The organism is Bacillus sp. EKM501B, assembly GCF_011800505.1.
Classification (GTDB): Bacteria; Bacillota; Bacilli; order Bacillales; family Bacillaceae_G; genus Bacillus_A; species Bacillus_A cereus.
Map to the genome: position 1 here is coordinate 107,970 of NZ_JAALFZ010000006.1, position 16,534 is coordinate 124,503.

A 16,534-nucleotide genomic window follows, 5' to 3' on the forward strand; every position below is an offset into this window, starting at 1 on the left:
AGGCTATTTTAACTATGTTTTAAATTATTTCGGGTGAATCAAAATTTTCATTTGTATTATAGTTGATTTAAAACCCAGTTTGTTGCATCTTCAAAGTTATCTGCAATGTAGTTTGGTTCAATATGTGCCCATTTGTCTCGGTACGTATGCAAAGCATCATACCCAGCGCCTGTTCGGACTAGAATCGTAGTCGCATTTACTTTTGCTCCTGCAACAATATCAGTCCAGCGATCACCAACTACAGCACATTGTGTTAAATTAAGTCCATGTTTTTTTGCTGCTTTAAGCAGCATGCCTGTACTTGGTTTACGGCATTCACAACCATCACCGTGTTTATGAGGACATACATAAATATCATCAAAACCGAAGCCTTCTAATTCTTGTACAAAATCGGCTACAGTTGCAATTCCATCTGCGATACCAGGTTGATTTGTGAAAGAGAAAATTTTTATATTTTTAGCTTTTAGTTTTTGCAAGGATGTTTTTGTGAATGGAAATAATGAAAAAGATCCTGGATAATGTATTGTAGTGTCACCACCAATTGTACCGTCACGATCAATGAAAATTGCTTTAATGTTTGTCATAGTTATAGTCCCTTCAATTTATAAGTAGTTTAAAAATGTTTTACAAATCTGTAGCCATTTACTTCATATCCTAATTTTTTGTAAAAAGGATGAGCTTCTACTCTTTTTGTTCCACTAACTAGCCATGTGCCAATGCAATTATGTTTCTTTGCTAATTGCTCGGCATAATCCATCAACACTTGTCCAATGCCTTTCCGTCGTATGTTAGAATCAACGCTAATAATTGAAATCTCTCCATAACGTGTTACATCTTCTAAATTTTCACGTATACGAAATCCAAGTAATCCAAATATAGCTTCTTCTTCCTCGTAAACATATAAAAAATCAAACGGACTCATTTGTACGAATTGTAATCGGTTGTTCATATCTTCATAGGAAATAGAGGAACCTTTTAATTCTTTCGTTAAAGAACAAAGTGCGTCTATATCATCTATCGTTGCTTCACGAATTTGAAAAGACATATTATCCACTCCAATAAAATGTAATCAAACATTTAATATTCTGTTAAAAAATGTTTTTTCCTGCTATGAAAATAAATATTTTATAATGATATATAGATAGTTATATGTTATTCTTTTCCTTGATTGTATTAGAAATGGAAAGAAGGGGAATGCATGTTAAAAGTAAATATCCGCTCAGCTGGATATGAAATAGGCGAAAAAATAATTCATGATATAGCTTTTTCTATCGAAAAAGGTGAACTAGTTGCTCTTATTGGAGCAAATGGTGCTGGGAAGAGTACGACGATTAAAACGATACTCGGATTACTTGTAAATATGGACGGTGAAATATCATTCGGTGAAAAGAAAAATCCGTATGCATACGTACCAGAACATCCAACATACTATGATTACTTGACGCTCTGGGAACATATTGAATTATTAATGGCAGCTCGTGGAAGTGAAATGGGAAGTTGGGAAGAACGAGCGGAACAATTATTACATACTTTTCGAATGAATAAGCATAAACATGAGTATTTATCAAAATTTTCAAAAGGCATGAAACAAAAATCGATGCTAATATTGGCGTTTTTAACTGAGCCAGATTTTTATATCATTGACGAACCTTTTATCGGTTTAGATCCGGTAGCTACGAAAGAGTTTTTAAATTATTTATATAAAGAAAAAGAGCGCGGGGCAGGAATTTTACTTTGTACGCACGTATTAGATACTGCTGAAAAAATTTGTGAAAGATTTTTACTCATTTCACAAGGTACATTAGTCGCAGATGGACATTTAGAATCTATTCAAATATTAGCGGAAATGCCGGGTAGTTCATTATTAGACTGCTTTGATGTAATTGTAAGGCGTGAACAACATGATTAAACAACAATTTTATAAGAGATTACGCCATGAACTTGAGCGGAAATGGAAGTCTATACGTTCGGTAACAGATTGGACAGTCGCATTATATATTATTATTCCAGCACTTATATTTATGGGAATCTATTATCGATCGCTATGGATAAATGAATTATCAACGGAAGAGACGATTTATTTCGGATTAGGATTACTCGCATTTTATCTAGTAACATATCCAAGAGGAGTTCGTTCATTTTTTGAGCAAGCGGATAGTTTATTTTTAATTTCGTATGCAACACATATGCGAAAATTAGTCCAGTATGGCATGATGTACACATTTGTTCGAATAGCGATAACGAATATAATAGTAGTCGTTATTATGTTACCGGTGTTGATGAAAAGTATCGAAGTAACAGAGATACAAGTCCTATTATTTTGGGTATTCTTTACTATATTTCGATTTATGTTGTCGTTGTTAACGAGATTTGTTCATGTACATGTGGGGAAACGATGGGTTTTATGGATTGTAAAAAATGTAGTATTTTCTATGAGCGTGTCCTTTTTTGGAATTAGTTTATTTTTTATTTATAAAAATCCGTTGTATTCAATTTTATTTATCGGTCTAGTAATTTTCTTAAGTAGTGTATTAGTAAAAGAGAAAATGAATTATAAAAAGTTCTTTTTTAAAGAAATCGAGAAAGAAAAGGAGGAAAGCATGCGCTGGACGAGCGGAATTATGCAAGTTGGTGGTCATGCGGCTAAACCGAGTAGTTCGAATAAAAAACCGTGGATGTTTCCGCGCTCTAAAAGACTTTTAGGGAAAAAAGCTGATTCTCGTATTGTCGAATCTTTTTTGAAAGAATTTTTCCGTACAAGTACTGCACGAATATTTTATATTCAAATTGTATGTATCAGTACTGCAAGTATAATTATGACTCCAAGGTGGATTGCAGCTATTGTTCTCGTATTTGCTGTAGTTGCAATTTCTCGCTATGCACGTGATTATTGGAATGAATTTACGAATAAGATGTTTCTTCGTTTATATTGTGATGAAGGGAAATTACTATTGTTAAGATGGAAGGCAGATCGTTATTTACTACTACCAGCAATACTTTTATATGGAATAGTTATACTTTCACAGTTTTATTTATTGCCAGCTGTGGTAGGCAGCGTTGTTTTTATTTTATTAATTGTATGGATTGTATTTCTACCATTAAAAAAGAGCCATTGACGGCTCTTTTTCTAGTCTGTAACACATTGATAAATAAAATATACTAAAACGAGTATGCTTGCGGCGGAATACATGACATCTAAAGTCATTCAAGTGCCTCCTCAATATCGTGGTATTAATATTGTATGAAATCTTACAATTTCATATTCAAGTGAAAAATATGTGAACGTTAACAAAATTGTAAAGTGCAAAAATTACAATCATTTTGTATAATAGAAGAAACCACCGTTATATAAAAAATAATGAGTGAAAGGGGAGGGAACATAAATGCCAAATTGGTTTAGAAAAACCTTAGTCGCATTAATTACCGTATTTACATTTGGTTTAGTGACGCCTCCTTCCATATTGCTTGATAATGCCAAAGCTGCGGACAAGCCTACGAGCACAGCTGGGCAACAAAGTTTGGAGAGTACGTCCTATACATATGAAGAAACGAATGACAGGTTAACCACCGATACTTTTATTACTTATGCGATGCAAGAAGCAGAGAAGCAGTCGATGCAAAAGTTTGGTACTAAAATTGGTCCAGTAATTGAAGATGAATTTAAAGATGTAATATTACCAAAGATTGAAGAGGCAATTGCTGAGCTTGCTAGTGATGTACCAGAAGATTCACTACAATCATTAGCGATTTCTCAAAAACCAGCTGGTGGGAATAATGAAAAGATTTTTCATGTCTACGATACGAAATCAGGAAATGATTTATTGCGTTTCCATGTAAGAAGAGATCATCCACCGCAAGATGGTTATTATTTTAATTTCCATTATCATCGTTTTGATGATGGATACTCAGGACATCATGAGTTAGGAAATATTTATTGGAATACGAATGTACCGCCGAAATGGCTTTCTTAAAAAGAACAAGAGAAAATCTTGTTCTTTTTTATTTTTATAGAAGGGACAGACAACCATGTTGTTGAATAACATAGGTTTAGAAAAAAGAAGCAAAGGGAGTATGGGAATGCAAAAATATATTGTTTTTGACTTTGATGGCACATTAGTAGATTCACAAAATATATTTGTACCAATTTATAATCAAATTGCTGAAAAGCACGGATATAAAACGGTAAGAGAAGAAGAAATTGAGTATTTACGCAAGTTAACGATGGCGGAGAGATGTAAACAACTCGATGTACCACTGTATAAACTACCGATATTAGCGCTGGAGTTTTATAAATTGTATCAACCTGCTATAAAAGATCTTATTTTGTTCCATGGGATGAAGGAAGTATTAGATGAACTACATAAAAAAGGCTACGGAATTGCAGTCATATCATCGAACTCAGAAGAGCATATTCGGGCGTTTTTACAAAAGAATGATATAGAAAATATACAAGAAGTGTATTGTTCTAAAAATTTGTTCGGTAAAGACAAGATGATAAAAAGATTTTTAAAATCGAAAAAGATAACAGAGAAAGATATGTTATATGTCGGTGATGAACAGCGAGACGTAGCAGCGTGTAAAAAGGCTGGAGTGAACGTAATTTGGGTATCTTGGGGATATGATGTTATTGAAACAGTGAAAAAAGATGCACCAGATTACATGGTTCATAAGCCGATGGAAATTGTGCAAGTAGTACAAGGAGCGTATTCTTAATATGAATACACTGCGAGCAGGCATTCATCATATTGAATTTTGGGTAGCAAATTTAGAGGAGTCCATTTCTTTTTATAATAAGTTGTTTTCCATAATTGGGTGGAGAAAGTTAAATGAAGTAGCATATAGCACAGGAGAAAGTGAAATATACTTTAAAGAAGTAGATGAGGAAATTGTAAGGACGTTAGGGCCTAGACATATTTGTTATCAAGCTATTCATAGAGAAGTAGTTGATGAAGTAGCAGATTTTCTTTCTAGTACGAAAGTGAAGGTAATACGTGGTCCAATTGAAATGAATCATTATTCGGAAGGTTACTATACGATTGATTTTTACGATCCGAATGGATTTATTGTAGAAGTTGCCTATACACCAAATGCAGAAATGTAAGGGGAATAGATATGAAGATAATTACAGCACGGCAAAGCAATATACAAATAGTAAAAGATGCAGCGAATATTGAAGAAATTTCTAAAGGTTTCTCTCCAGATAAGAAATATATAATTACGAATGCAAATAATGAAAAATATTTATTTCGGACAGGCGATATAAAAGAGTATGAAAGAAAGAAAATAGAGTTTCAAATTTTAAATGAAATGGTAAAACGTAACGTACAGGCACAAAGGCCAATTGAAATAGGTATATTGGAAGAAGAAGGTGTATGCTATAGTATTTTTTCATATTTAGAAGGGGAAGATGCGAAGAAGCTATTGCCTACGTATTCACCAAAAGAACAATATGATATTGGTATAGAGGCAGGAAAAGATTTAGCAGAAATGCATACATTTGAAGCTCCTAAGGATATACTTCCATGGTATGAAAGAGCTATGAAAAAACATAGTAAATATGTAGAGGTATACAAAACATGCGGAATAAAAATAAAAAATGATGATAAAATCATAAAGTTTATTGAAGAAAATGAAATATATTTAAAGAGCCGCCCGAATCGATTTCAACACGATGATTTTCATTTAGAAAATATAATTGTACGGGATGGAAAATATGTAGGTGTTGTTGATTTTAATGGCTATGACTGGGGCGACCCAATTCATGATTTCGTAAAAATTGCACTGTTTGCAAGGGATATTAGTATTCCGTATTCAATCGGACAAATAGAAGGATACTTTAATAGGAAAATACCAGAGGAGTTCTGGAAATTATACACGGTGTACGTTGGCATGACAGTTTTCTCCTCAGTTGTCTGGACATTACGAGCAGCGCCGCATATGTTAGATGATATGTTGGAGCGTCTTACTATAGTTTTAGAGGATCATAATAACTTCGAGTTATCGAAGCCAATTTGGTTTCAACCAGATAAGATTGATATGAAATAGAAAAGGTAGGTGTGATTCGCACCTACCTTTATTTTTTAACATCAAGATACTTATTTAATTTTCTTAAATGTAAGCGGCTGAGTACTTAATGTAGCTGGTACATGTAACTGAAGGGATGGGAATTCACCACTTACATTCATTTCATAAGCGAATAATAAGCTCATTTTCATTTGGAATAAGTCAACTTTTGTGGAGAAGATGTCGTAATGATGATGCCCTAATTGAATATCCATTTCCATAAATTGTACATATAACGAATCATCTCGTTTGTATACTTGTAATGTTCCGTATGCAGGATGTTCAAAAGTACCAGTATAATCCTCTAACTTGTGCGAAGGTGTAGTCCCTTTAATTTGTTCAGGGAGGGATTCAGTTGCTTCTTTCATCATTTCCTTCATTTTTTTAGTATCTTCTACAGCACGTTTATGCCAATCAATGGATTCTAATTCAAGTAGTTCGTCATAAATTTGATTAGCGAGATAAGTAGGAAGTAATGTTCCTCCAGCATTCGTTAAAATAACAAGGCCTATGTTTTCTGTTGGTATGAATGAAACAAGCGCTGAAAATCCATCGATATTACCGCCATGATGAATCACTTTTTTACCACGATAAGCGCTAATAAACCAACCAAGACCGTAACTATTTAATGGAGATTCAGGGAGTGATAAAACCGGTTGGTCTGGAATTGAATTGTGTGGTGTATACATTTGTTGTAATAATTCAGAGGTGATTAATTCATGATCTCCAAATTTTCCTTCATTTAAGTGGAGAAGTACCCAATTTGCCATATCTTCAATTGTGGAATTAATACACCCAGCAGCGCCAACTGTATCGATGTTACGGAATGGAACTGCTTTTATTTCACCGTCATTTTCAATGTAAGGTAAAGCGTAATCATCTGTAGTTTGTGAATCGTTAACAGAGAAGTTTGTATGTCTCATATTTAAAGGTTCTAAAATATGTTCTGTAGTGTATTGCTCCCACGTTTGATTTGTAATGTTTTCAACAATGTAGCTAATTGTTGCATACATTAAGTTGTTATATAGAAATGCAGTCCGGAACGGTGCATCAAGTGGTAAATGTTTTATTTTTTCAACGAGATCTTTTCGAGATAAGGAAGAACTGTACCAAAGAGCCTCATGACGACTCACTCCAGTTCGATGAGAAGCTAAATCCCGTCCTGTAACTTGTGAACTAGCAAGTAGTTCAGATAAAGTAAAGTTAGGTATATAAGACGGGACAGGAGCATCCCAATTAAACTTTTTTTGCTGTGCTAACAAGCTTAATGAAAGTGTACCAAACGCTTTCGTTGAGGAACCGATTGCGAATCGAGTATTCGGTGTAACAGCCTCTTTTGTTTCTATATTACGATAGCCGAAACCTTCTGAAAGAATAACTTCACCGTCTTTTATAACAGCGACAGCAACACCAGGAACATTTAAATCCTTCATCATTTTTTCAACCGTGGTTTGTAAAGAAGTCATAACAGGTGTTTCAATTTTAGACATATTTCTAACCTCCAAATATAAATTTTGATCTACCGCACTATACTTTCGGTAATAGAAAATGAAAACCTTTTAAAATATGGAAAGTTAATAATTTTGTAAGAATTAGCGCAAGAAATTTTATTAATTAAGATTATTAAATTTACCATTTTTCATGTTATGATAAATTCCATATACGATTGAAAGAAGGTTTTCCTACATATGAAACATGCTGAAAATGAATACTTAAATTTATGCCGCCATGTAATGGAACATGGTACGAAGAAAGAAGATCGTACAGGGACAGGAACTGTATCTGTATTTGGATATCAAATGCGTTTTGATTTGAGCAAAGGATTTCCTTTATTAACGACAAAAAGAGTACCATTTCGCCTTGTAGCAAGTGAACTACTTTGGTTTATGAAAGGTGATACAAATATTCGCTATTTATTGCAGCATAATAATAACATTTGGAATGAATGGGCGTTTAAGAGCTGGGTAGAAAGTGATGAGTATACTGGTCCTGACATGACTGATTTTGGTCTTCGCTCACAACAAGATGAAGAATTTAAAGTACAGTACGATGAGCAAATGGAATTGTTTAAAAAGAACGTTTTAGAAGATGATGAGTTCTCAAATAAATATGGTTATTTAGGAGACGTTTACGGTAAACAATGGCGTGCTTGGAAAACGACAGCTGGTGAGACACTTGATCAATTAAAAGATGTAATTGAAATGATTAAAAAAACACCAGACTCACGTCGTTTAATCGTTTCTGCTTGGAATCCTGAAGACGTACCGAGTATGGCATTACCGCCTTGTCATACATTATTCCAATTTTATGTAGCGGACGGAAAACTTTCTTGTCAGCTATATCAAAGAAGTGGTGACATATTCCTTGGAATTCCATTTAACATCGCAAGTTATTCACTACTAACACATTTAATTGCACATGAATGTGGTCTTGAAGTAGGAGAATTTGTTCATACAATTGGAGATGCACACATTTATACAAATCATTTTGAACAAGTAGAAAAGCAATTGGCACGTGAACCACGTCCATTCCCGAAACTTACATTAAATCCAGATGTGAAATCTGTGTTTGATTTTGAAATGGAAGATTTAAAGATTGAAGGATACGATCCGCATCCAGCAATTAAAGCACCGGTTGCAGTATAATTGTAGAGGAGATGAAAAAATGATTGTTTCATTTATGGTCGCGATGGACGAAAATAGAGTAATTGGTAAAGATAATAATTTACCTTGGCGTTTACCGAGTGAATTACAATACGTGAAGAAAACAACGATGGGCCACCCGCTTATTATGGGAAGAAAGAACTATGAAGCGATTGGTAGACCACTGCCTGGAAGACGTAATATTATTGTAACTCGTAATGAAGGGTATCATGTTGAAGGCTGTGAAGTTGTTCATTCTGTAGAAGAAGTATTTGAACTATGTAAAAATGAAGAAGAGATTTTTATTTTTGGCGGAGCGCAAATTTACGATCTCTTTTTACCTTATGTAGACAAGTTATATATAACAAAAATCCATTATGCATTTGAAGGAGATACATTCTTCCCAGAAATGGATATGACAAATTGGAAAGAGATTTTTGTAGAAAAAGGTTTAACGGATGAAAAAAACCCGTATACGTATTATTACCATGTATATGAGAAGCAACAATAATAAAAAAGATTGATGTGAGAATTCACATCAATCTTTTTATTTGTATTCACCAATATAAGTTTATAGATGAGATTCGATAGTGCTATAATGATAGGTAGCATGTAAAAATGCTAAAATTTTCAAAAGTACTAATATAGAAAGAGGAGGAGAATCGATTGAGAAAGATATGGGGGATTCTTTTTCTTTGCTTAACATTCATGTTAGTTGGATGTGGTAAAGAAGAAAAACCACAAGAAGCGTTTGATACATATGTAAAAGCGTGGAATAAACAAAAATTTGCAGATATGTATGATCAACTATCAAAAAATGCAAAAAAAGATATTTCAAAGAAAGAGTTTACTGAGAAATATGAAAAAATTTATTCTGGTATCGAAGTGAAAGACTTAAAGGTAGAAACAGGGGAAGTAAAAGAAGATAAAAAAGATGAAGGTCCTGTTCCTTTTAAAGTAAGCATGGATACAGTTGGTGGTAAAATCACATTTGGTCATGAAGCGAAAATGGTGAAAGAAAAAGATGGAGATAAAGAATCTTGGAAAATAGATTGGACTCCTGATTTTATTTTCCCTGGCATGACGAAAGATAGTAAAGTGCGTATGCAGACAACACAGCCAAAACGTGGTGAAATATACGATCGTAATGGAAAAGGTCTTGCAACGAATGGGAAAGCTTCTGAAATCGGATTGATTCCTGAAAAGTTAGGCGATACTGCTCCGCAAACGAAAGAAACAGTAGCGAAGTTATTAAATATGTCTGTAGAAGAAATTGATCAAAAATTAGCTGCTAAATGGGTAAAACCAGGGTATCTCGTACCAATTGGAATTTTGCCTGAAGGGGCAACACAAAATACGTACATTGATTTACCAGGTGTTTCAACAAAACCTGTAAATGTTCGTACATATCCGTTAGGGGAAGCGGCAGCTCATCTGACTGGTTATATTGGAAAGGTAAATGCTGAAGATTTAAAAACGCTACAAAAGAAAGGCTATCAAGCTGATGACCCAGTTGGTAAAGCTGGCTTAGAGCAAGTATTAGAGGAAAAGCTACGCGGTAAAAAAGGTGGCCGTGTCTTTGTAGAAGATGCGCAAGGAAAAGAAATTAAAAATTTAGCAAAAACAGATGCTGTTGATGGAGAAAATGTAACTTTAACTATTGATAGTGTTGTTCAAGAAAAAACGTATAATGAAATGAAGGGCGAAGCTGGTTCAAGTGCAGCAATTAATCCGAAAAGTGGAGAAACAATTGCACTAGTAAGTAGTCCAGCATATGATCCTAATATAATTGCACGAGGGACATCAAAGGCACAACGCGAAGCGTGGAATAATGATCCGAAAAAACCAATGACAAATCGCTTTACACAATTGTCGGTACCAGGTTCTGTATTTAAACCTATTACAGCTGCAATTGGTCTTGAAACGAAAACGATTGATCCAAAAGAAGAGTTGAAAATTGAAGGATTAAAATGGACAAAAGATTCTTCTTGGGGTAATTACTATGTAACGCGTGTGAAAGATGCAAATCCGATTGATCTTGATAAGGCGATGAAATACTCGGATAATATTTACTTCGCACAAGAAGCTTTAAAAATCGGAAAAGACAAGTTTATGAGTGAAGCAAAAAAATTCGGATTCGATGAGAAACTACCAATTGAATATGGATTCCCTGCTTCTAAAATTGCAAATGACGGCATTAAAAATGATATTCAAATGGCAGATACAAGATATGGACAAGGACAAGTATTAATGACTCCTCTTCATTTAGCTTTAACGTATGCGCCAATTGTAAATGATGGAGCGATTCCGTCACCGTATATTATTAAAACAGATAAACAACCAAAAGCTTGGAAAGAAAATGTAATTTCTAAAGGAAATCAGGATATATTAAAAACTGCAATGACGAAAGTAATTAATGATCCAGATGGTACAGGGAAAATTGCTAAAATTGATGGCATGACTCTTGCTGGAAAAACAGGTACAGCGGAATTAAAAGTATCAAAAGAGGCCGAAGGAAAAGAACTAGGTTGGTTCGCTGCATTTGATTTAAATTCACCAGATATGGTCATTACAATGATGATTGAAGATGTAAAAGGTAGAGGCGGAAGTAATATTCCAGCTGAAAAAGTAAAACATGTATTTCAAAAATAATATGTAATAGAAGGCTATCTCTATAAGTTGTAGAGGTAGCCTTTTTATATGAAAGAGTTCTTAATATCTGTATACTAAATTTTAAGGAAACAAAGTAAATCATTAACTTACGAAAAAAAAGTAGCTATTTTTTATTGACATTGATTAAAACTTTTTGTATTATACTTACATAAGGTAAGTTGTTAACTTTTAAAAAATAAATCTTGAATTAAAGATAAAGAGAAAAAAGGGAGAGAATACAATGACAAAAGTACTATTTATTACAGCAAATCCAAATTCAGCAGAAGGTTCTTTCGGAATGGCAGTAGGGGAAGCTTTCATCGAAGCTTATAAAAATGAACATCCACAAGACGAAGTTGTAACAATTGATTTATTCAATACTACAGTACCAGCAATTGATGCAGATGTATTTGCTGCTTGGGGTAAATTTGCAGCAGGTGAAGGCTTTGAAGCTTTAACTGAAGTTCAACAACAAAAAGTAGCAGCAATGAACACAAACTTAGAAACATTTATGAATGCAGATCGTTATGTATTCGTAACTCCAATGTGGAACTTTAGCTATCCACCAGTAGTAAAAGCATACTTAGATAACGTAGCAATCGCAGGTAAAACATTCAAATATACTGAAAATGGTCCAGTCGGCTTATTAGAAGGTAAAAAAGCACTTCACATTCAGGCAACAGGTGGCGTATATTCTGAAGGAGCATACGCAGCTGTAGACTTCGGTCGCAATCACTTAAAGACTGTATTAGGATTTGTCGGTGTAAATGATACTGAATATATCGCAGTTGAAGGTATGAATGCAAACCCTGAAAAAGCACAAGAAATTAAAGAAGCAGCAATTGCTAATGCTCGTGAATTAGCAAAACGTTTCTAATATAGAATGCTTAAAAAGTCCAAACACTTGCTGTTTGGACTTTTTTTCTTCTTTTTCCTTCGTTTGTCTAGTATAATGAAGGTCGGAATGATAATAGGTGGGGGTTCTGTATGATTCAAACGTTTTTTAAAATCTTTTATTTAATTTTAATCGTAATTGCGATTACACCGAGAATGTGGCGTCTTAAAAGACAAGTAAATACGATGGCGCCAAAAGAAAAAGACAATGCTGTGTATAAAACGACAAATTGGTTTGGTAAGAAAATGGTACGTGTAGCTGGAGGGGCAGTAGAAGTGAAAGGACTTGAAAATGTTCCGAAAGACAAGCCAGTACTAGTTGTAAGTAATCACCAAAGTAATATGGATATCCCTGTTTTACTAGGTTACTTAAATAAACCAATTGGATTCGTTTCAAAAGCAGAGATTAAAAAGTTCCCAGTTGTACCAACTTGGATGGAACTTATGAATTGTGTATTTATGGATCGTAGCGATCGTCGTCAATCTCTTCAAGCGATTAAAGATGGAATTGAACTATTAAAGAATGGACATTCTATCGTAATTTTCCCTGAAGGAACGAGAAGTAAGGGTGGCGAAGTTGGAGAGTTTAAGGCTGGTAGTTTTCATCTGGCAGTAAAGTCAGGTGTAGCAATTTTACCTGTAACGTTAGATGGTACATATAAGATGTTTGAAGCGAATGGAAATCGTATGAAGCCAGCTCATGCAACAGTAACAATTTCTAAGCCGATTACACCTGAAGATTATGCGAATATGGATATTAAAGAATTAACGAAGCATACACAGGAAGTTATCGCATCACAATTACATAAGTAATAAAAAAGGATTCAGCTTATAGTAAGCTGAATCCTTTTTTATTATGCTGTAGGTAAGACATAAAAGAGTACACAGAAGAACATCATCGCACTACCACCTAAAACGAACAGGTGCCATATGGCATGGTTGAAAGGTAGCTTTTCCCAAAGGAAGAATATAGCTCCGACAGAATATAAAATTCCACCTGCTAAAAGTAGTGAAAAACCATGTCCAGTTAGATTTTCATAAAGTGGTTTAATGGCAACGATTATGAGCCAACCCATAATGATGTAACATAAAGTTGAAGCCTTTATAAAGCGACGTACAAAGAAAATTTTGAAGACGATACCTCCGATTGCTAGTGTCCATATTATAGCAAGCAACGTCCATCCTAATGGGCCACGAAGTGTAATAAGTAGAAAAGGAGTATACGTGCCAGCAATCAATAAGTAAATGGCTGAATGATCTAAAATAGTAAATATTTTTTCTACTTTAGGATGATGAATGCTATGTAGCAATGTTGAAAACAAGTACAGTAAGAACATGCTTACACCATAAACAGTAAATGCAACTACAGCTGATGCGGTACCGTGCTTAGAAGCATGAATAATCAATATGATTAAGGCAGGGATGCTTAAAATGGCACCGATACCATGTGTAATTGCATTTGCAATTTCTTCTTTTACAAATTGGGTCATTCGTGTCATTTTTTCAGTCATAATGCAAATCCTTTCTACTATCATAAAATAATATGTCATTTCCCTTACCATATCATACACAAGAGCAATAGAAAATGAAATTTGTATAATTGATTATATTTTTGAATTTTTTTGACAAAAGACAATGGATTTGTTGACGTTTTCAAACTTTTTTGACAAAATAAAATTATGTAATAGTAGGACAAGGAAACTACTAATAAAGGGGATGGGGAAATGTTTTCAAATATTGGCTTTCCAGGGTTAATTTTAATTTTAGTAGCAGTACTCATTTTATTTGGACCTAAAAAATTGCCGGAAATCGGGAAGGCTTTAGGAGAAACGTTAAAAGAGTTTAAAAAATCAACGAAAGAATTGACAGATGACGCATTTCAAGAAAAGGAAAAGAAAGAAAAAATGTAGTGTATTTTCCTTGTAATGGATAAATAAAGTGTGGTGAACGAGATGGAAGATCGGGAAATGAGCGTAGTAGAACATATTGTTGAGCTTCGAAAAAGAGTAATATATACGGTGTTATCCTTTGTACTATTTTTAATTATTGGATTTACTTTTACAAAGGATATTTATTTTTGGCTTGTAAAAGATTTACCAATGAAATTAACTGTTCTCGGTCCAAGTGATGTATTGTGGATTTTTTTCTCGATTGCTACAGTATTTGCTATCGTTTGTACAATTCCTTTTGCTGCTATACAAATTTGGTTATTTGTAAAACCGGGTTTACATCCAAATGAACAAAAGATGACAATAATGTATATACCGGTATTGTCTATATTATTTCTCGCAGGTTTATGTTTTGGATATTTCATTGTAATGCCGTTTCTATTTCACTTTTTAACTACGATAGGTAATGAAATGTTTAATACGATGTTTACGACAGAAAAGTATTTTCATTTTGTACTTAATTTAACAGTTCCATTTGCTGTGATTTTTGAATTGCCAGTCGTTGTAATGTTTTTAACTAGTATTGGAATACTTACGGCGGAATTTTTAATAAAAATAAGAAGGTATGCTTACGTAGCATTAATTATCATTGCATCTTGTATATCACCGCCAGACTTTTTATCTCATAGTTTAGTTGCAGTGCCGCTTATTTGTATTTATGAAGTAAGTATTGCGTTATCAAAGGTTGTTAGTAAGAGGAAAAAGAAAAGAGAAGAAATGCAGTCGAAAAGTGCCTCGTTATAAAGGCACTTTTTTATTTATTTGTTATACTATAGCTATAAACGTATACAATATATAGAAGAAAAAAATTATAGAATCTCCAAAATTTAGACAAACTTTGCGCTTTTATAAGCTTATACTAAATGTATTAAACAATTGATGGATAATGAGATTCCCGTCTCAGAGATATTTAGGACGGGAAGGTGAATTAGGTGGAGATGAATAGAGTATAAATCTTCTAGCCATAAGGACTACAGAAATCATATAAGTCTGATTTTACTCCACTTTAAACAACGTGTTACAGCGCAAAGTAGAGGAAGTTCAAAAATCCAATGAAAAAGAGGATTGATATTGTGATTACGAAAAGTTTTTATTTCACTCATTCAACAGGGGATTGCATTAAAATATTCGAAATCCCTGTCCTACAGGCACAGCATCCATTATCGTTTCTAATTCAGTCTCGTCTTCAATTATTTATTGCAAAAATTCAAAAACAAAAACACCCAAGATTTTCGTATTCTTTCCGTGAATATTTACAAAATTGTTTGAAGTGGAATGATTATTTAAATGTATATAAAACAAATACCCTTGAAAAAAATGCATGATACGAAGTACGGACAGGGTTAGTAAACTCTGTCTTTTTCATTTTAGATATGAAAATATAATTAATTTGATGAAATTTCGTTCCAAATTGTTGAAAGCAATGGGAATACTAGTATAATAACAAGGAGAGCGTATTGGAAAGGGAAGAAGTATAGTATGCAAAAAATTAAAATTGTAACAGATTCAACGGCAGATTTATCACAAGACGTAATCGAAAAGTATGACATTCATGTTTTACCATTATCAATCTCTGTAAATGGACAAACATATTTAGATCGCGTTGATTTACAACCTGACGAATTTATTGAAGAAATGATTAAATCAGAGGAATTACCAAAAACATCACAACCAGCTATGGGTACATTTGTAGAAATGTATGACAAGCTAGGGGAAGATGGAAGCGAAGTCCTTTCTATCCATATGACAAGTGGAATGAGCGGTACTGTAGCAACTGCAAATAGCGCTGCATCAATGACTGATACAAAAGTAACAGTTGTTGATTCTCAATTTATTACACATGCTTTAGCATATCAAGTAATTGAAGCTGCAAAAATGGCAAATGACGGACGCTCACTAGAAGAAATTTTAAAACGTGTAGATGAAGTAAGAAAGAATACTCGTTTATATGTAGTAGTGGATACATTAGAAAACTTAGTGAAGGGTGGACGTATCGGTAAAGGAAAAGCGTTTATCGGTTCGCTACTTAATATAAAGCCAATTGCTAGTCTTGAAGACGGTGTTTATAATCCTGTAACGAAAGTTCGTAGCCAAGGCCAAATTGTAAAAACATTAGCTAAGTTATTTGAGCAAGATACGGCTGGAAAAGTCGTAAAAGCTGTTGCAATTCCGCATGCAAAAGCAATTCCTTTAGCTGAAAGTATGAAAGCGGCGGTTGAAAAAGTGAGTGGATTTGCTCAATCAGAAATTTTCTATACAACGCCTATTATTAGTACTCATACAGGTCCGGGCGCAATCGGATTTATGTATTTAGCAGAGTAATAAAAAAGCTAC

19 protein-coding genes are annotated in these 16,534 nt (G+C 33.9%); 15 read left to right on the forward strand and 4 right to left on the reverse strand.

Annotation, left to right across the window (positions count from 1 at the left end):
* Positions 1 to 56 precede the first annotated feature (56 nt).
* Entirely contained in the window at positions 57 to 584 is a 528-nt protein-coding gene (locus tag HFD78_RS14470; protein WP_000181772.1) for an HAD-IIIA family hydrolase, read from the reverse strand.
* A 29-nt stretch (positions 585 to 613) separates the two neighbouring features.
* Positions 614 to 1,045 (reverse strand): GNAT family N-acetyltransferase, encoded by a 432-nt coding sequence (locus HFD78_RS14475; RefSeq protein ID WP_000009776.1) that lies wholly within the window; start codon positions 1,043 to 1,045, stop codon positions 614 to 616.
* A gap of 153 nt (positions 1,046 to 1,198) precedes the next feature.
* On the opposite strand from HFD78_RS14475, the gene HFD78_RS14480 reads away from it, so the two are divergent.
* The 6 genes from HFD78_RS14480 to HFD78_RS14505 all read left to right on the forward strand — a co-directional run bounded on the left by HFD78_RS14480 (position 1,199) and on the right by HFD78_RS14505 (position 6,045).
* Positions 1,199 to 1,909: an ABC transporter ATP-binding protein gene (locus HFD78_RS14480; protein ID WP_000921904.1), complete on the forward strand. Its 711-nt coding sequence runs from the start codon at positions 1,199 to 1,201 to the stop codon at positions 1,907 to 1,909.
* Positions 1,902 to 3,116: an ABC transporter permease gene (locus HFD78_RS14485; protein WP_000595442.1), complete on the forward strand. Its 1,215-nt coding sequence runs from the start codon at positions 1,902 to 1,904 to the stop codon at positions 3,114 to 3,116. The genes HFD78_RS14480 and HFD78_RS14485 overlap by 8 nt, the downstream gene beginning before the upstream one ends.
* A gap of 267 nt (positions 3,117 to 3,383) precedes the next feature.
* Positions 3,384 to 3,971, forward strand: coding sequence for a YpjP family protein (locus tag HFD78_RS14490; RefSeq protein WP_001134421.1), 588 nt, complete (start codon positions 3,384 to 3,386; stop codon positions 3,969 to 3,971).
* A 106-nt stretch (positions 3,972 to 4,077) separates the two neighbouring features.
* Positions 4,078 to 4,713, forward strand: a complete 636-nt coding sequence (locus HFD78_RS14495; protein WP_001987851.1) for an HAD family hydrolase — start codon at positions 4,078 to 4,080, stop codon at positions 4,711 to 4,713.
* A 1-nt stretch (position 4,714) separates the two neighbouring features.
* Positions 4,715 to 5,101 (forward strand): VOC family protein, encoded by a 387-nt coding sequence (locus tag HFD78_RS14500; RefSeq protein ID WP_001094668.1) that lies wholly within the window; start codon positions 4,715 to 4,717, stop codon positions 5,099 to 5,101.
* Between the two features lie 11 nt (positions 5,102 to 5,112).
* On the forward strand, positions 5,113 to 6,045 hold the full coding sequence (locus tag HFD78_RS14505; protein ID WP_000692077.1) for an aminoglycoside phosphotransferase family protein: 933 nt from the start codon (positions 5,113 to 5,115) through the stop codon (positions 6,043 to 6,045).
* 50 nt (positions 6,046 to 6,095) lie between these two features.
* On the opposite strand, the gene HFD78_RS14510 is transcribed toward HFD78_RS14505, so the two are convergent.
* A complete protein-coding gene (locus HFD78_RS14510) occupies positions 6,096 to 7,553 on the reverse strand; it encodes a serine hydrolase (RefSeq protein WP_000034350.1) in 1,458 nt (485 codons plus the stop codon).
* Positions 7,554 to 7,751: 198 nt separating this feature from the next.
* Between HFD78_RS14510 and HFD78_RS14515 the strand changes: the two genes are divergently transcribed.
* The 5 genes from HFD78_RS14515 to HFD78_RS14535 all read left to right on the forward strand — a co-directional run bounded on the left by HFD78_RS14515 (position 7,752) and on the right by HFD78_RS14535 (position 13,064).
* The gene (locus HFD78_RS14515; RefSeq protein ID WP_000679608.1) at positions 7,752 to 8,708 is read left to right on the forward strand and encodes a thymidylate synthase; all 957 of its coding nucleotides are present in this window, start codon (positions 7,752 to 7,754) and stop codon (positions 8,706 to 8,708) included.
* Positions 8,709 to 8,727: 19 nt separating this feature from the next.
* A complete protein-coding gene (locus tag HFD78_RS14520) occupies positions 8,728 to 9,216 on the forward strand; it encodes a dihydrofolate reductase (RefSeq protein WP_000637207.1) in 489 nt (162 codons plus the stop codon).
* 155 nt (positions 9,217 to 9,371) lie between these two features.
* A complete protein-coding gene (gene pbpC / locus HFD78_RS14525; protein ID WP_191968083.1) occupies positions 9,372 to 11,357 on the forward strand; it encodes a penicillin-binding protein 3 in 1,986 nt (661 codons plus the stop codon).
* A 241-nt stretch (positions 11,358 to 11,598) separates the two neighbouring features.
* The gene (locus tag HFD78_RS14530; protein ID WP_000170025.1) at positions 11,599 to 12,234 is read left to right on the forward strand and encodes an FMN-dependent NADH-azoreductase; all 636 of its coding nucleotides are present in this window, start codon (positions 11,599 to 11,601) and stop codon (positions 12,232 to 12,234) included.
* Between the two features lie 110 nt (positions 12,235 to 12,344).
* A complete protein-coding gene (locus HFD78_RS14535) occupies positions 12,345 to 13,064 on the forward strand; it encodes a lysophospholipid acyltransferase family protein (protein WP_000616577.1) in 720 nt (239 codons plus the stop codon).
* Positions 13,065 to 13,105: 41 nt separating this feature from the next.
* Here HFD78_RS14535 and trhA read toward each other — a convergent pair whose 3' ends face one another.
* Positions 13,106 to 13,762 (reverse strand): PAQR family membrane homeostasis protein TrhA, encoded by a 657-nt coding sequence (gene trhA, locus HFD78_RS14540; RefSeq protein WP_000136889.1) that lies wholly within the window; start codon positions 13,760 to 13,762, stop codon positions 13,106 to 13,108.
* Positions 13,763 to 13,975: 213 nt separating this feature from the next.
* Between trhA and HFD78_RS14545 the strand changes: the two genes are divergently transcribed.
* From HFD78_RS14545 to HFD78_RS14560, 4 genes are all read left to right on the forward strand, one after another.
* On the forward strand, positions 13,976 to 14,161 hold the full coding sequence (locus HFD78_RS14545; RefSeq protein WP_000492443.1) for a twin-arginine translocase TatA/TatE family subunit: 186 nt from the start codon (positions 13,976 to 13,978) through the stop codon (positions 14,159 to 14,161).
* Between the two features lie 42 nt (positions 14,162 to 14,203).
* Positions 14,204 to 14,944: a twin-arginine translocase subunit TatC gene (tatC, locus tag HFD78_RS14550; protein ID WP_000390120.1), complete on the forward strand. Its 741-nt coding sequence runs from the start codon at positions 14,204 to 14,206 to the stop codon at positions 14,942 to 14,944.
* A gap of 329 nt (positions 14,945 to 15,273) precedes the next feature.
* Positions 15,274 to 15,525 (forward strand): DUF2535 family protein, encoded by a 252-nt coding sequence (locus HFD78_RS14555; RefSeq protein ID WP_000629012.1) that lies wholly within the window; start codon positions 15,274 to 15,276, stop codon positions 15,523 to 15,525.
* Between the two features lie 154 nt (positions 15,526 to 15,679).
* Positions 15,680 to 16,522, forward strand: coding sequence for a DegV family protein (locus tag HFD78_RS14560; protein ID WP_001169470.1), 843 nt, complete (start codon positions 15,680 to 15,682; stop codon positions 16,520 to 16,522).
* Positions 16,523 to 16,534: the final 12 nt, after the last annotated feature.

Excerpts from the sequence above, each read along its gene's own strand:
- HFD78_RS14470 (WP_000181772.1), bottom strand. The coding sequence starts at position 584 with ATGACAAACATTAAAGCAATTTTCATTGATCGTGACGGTACAATTGGT.
- HFD78_RS14475 (WP_000009776.1), bottom strand. The coding sequence starts at position 1,045 with ATGTCTTTTCAAATTCGTGAAGCAACGATAGATGATATAGACGCACTT.
- HFD78_RS14480 (WP_000921904.1), top strand. The coding sequence starts at position 1,199 with ATGTTAAAAGTAAATATCCGCTCAGCTGGATATGAAATAGGCGAAAAA.
- HFD78_RS14485 (WP_000595442.1), top strand. The coding sequence starts at position 1,902 with ATGATTAAACAACAATTTTATAAGAGATTACGCCATGAACTTGAGCGG.
- HFD78_RS14490 (WP_001134421.1), top strand. The coding sequence starts at position 3,384 with ATGCCAAATTGGTTTAGAAAAACCTTAGTCGCATTAATTACCGTATTT.
- HFD78_RS14495 (WP_001987851.1), top strand. The coding sequence starts at position 4,078 with ATGCAAAAATATATTGTTTTTGACTTTGATGGCACATTAGTAGATTCA.
- HFD78_RS14500 (WP_001094668.1), top strand. The coding sequence starts at position 4,715 with ATGAATACACTGCGAGCAGGCATTCATCATATTGAATTTTGGGTAGCA.
- HFD78_RS14505 (WP_000692077.1), top strand. The coding sequence starts at position 5,113 with ATGAAGATAATTACAGCACGGCAAAGCAATATACAAATAGTAAAAGAT.
- HFD78_RS14510 (WP_000034350.1), bottom strand. The coding sequence starts at position 7,553 with ATGTCTAAAATTGAAACACCTGTTATGACTTCTTTACAAACCACGGTT.
- HFD78_RS14515 (WP_000679608.1), top strand. The coding sequence starts at position 7,752 with ATGAAACATGCTGAAAATGAATACTTAAATTTATGCCGCCATGTAATG.
- HFD78_RS14520 (WP_000637207.1), top strand. The coding sequence starts at position 8,728 with ATGATTGTTTCATTTATGGTCGCGATGGACGAAAATAGAGTAATTGGT.
- HFD78_RS14530 (WP_000170025.1), top strand. The coding sequence starts at position 11,599 with ATGACAAAAGTACTATTTATTACAGCAAATCCAAATTCAGCAGAAGGT.
- HFD78_RS14535 (WP_000616577.1), top strand. The coding sequence starts at position 12,345 with ATGATTCAAACGTTTTTTAAAATCTTTTATTTAATTTTAATCGTAATT.
- trhA (WP_000136889.1), bottom strand. The coding sequence starts at position 13,762 with ATGACTGAAAAAATGACACGAATGACCCAATTTGTAAAAGAAGAAATT.
- HFD78_RS14545 (WP_000492443.1), top strand. The coding sequence starts at position 13,976 with ATGTTTTCAAATATTGGCTTTCCAGGGTTAATTTTAATTTTAGTAGCA.
- tatC (WP_000390120.1), top strand. The coding sequence starts at position 14,204 with ATGGAAGATCGGGAAATGAGCGTAGTAGAACATATTGTTGAGCTTCGA.
- HFD78_RS14560 (WP_001169470.1), top strand. The coding sequence starts at position 15,680 with ATGCAAAAAATTAAAATTGTAACAGATTCAACGGCAGATTTATCACAA.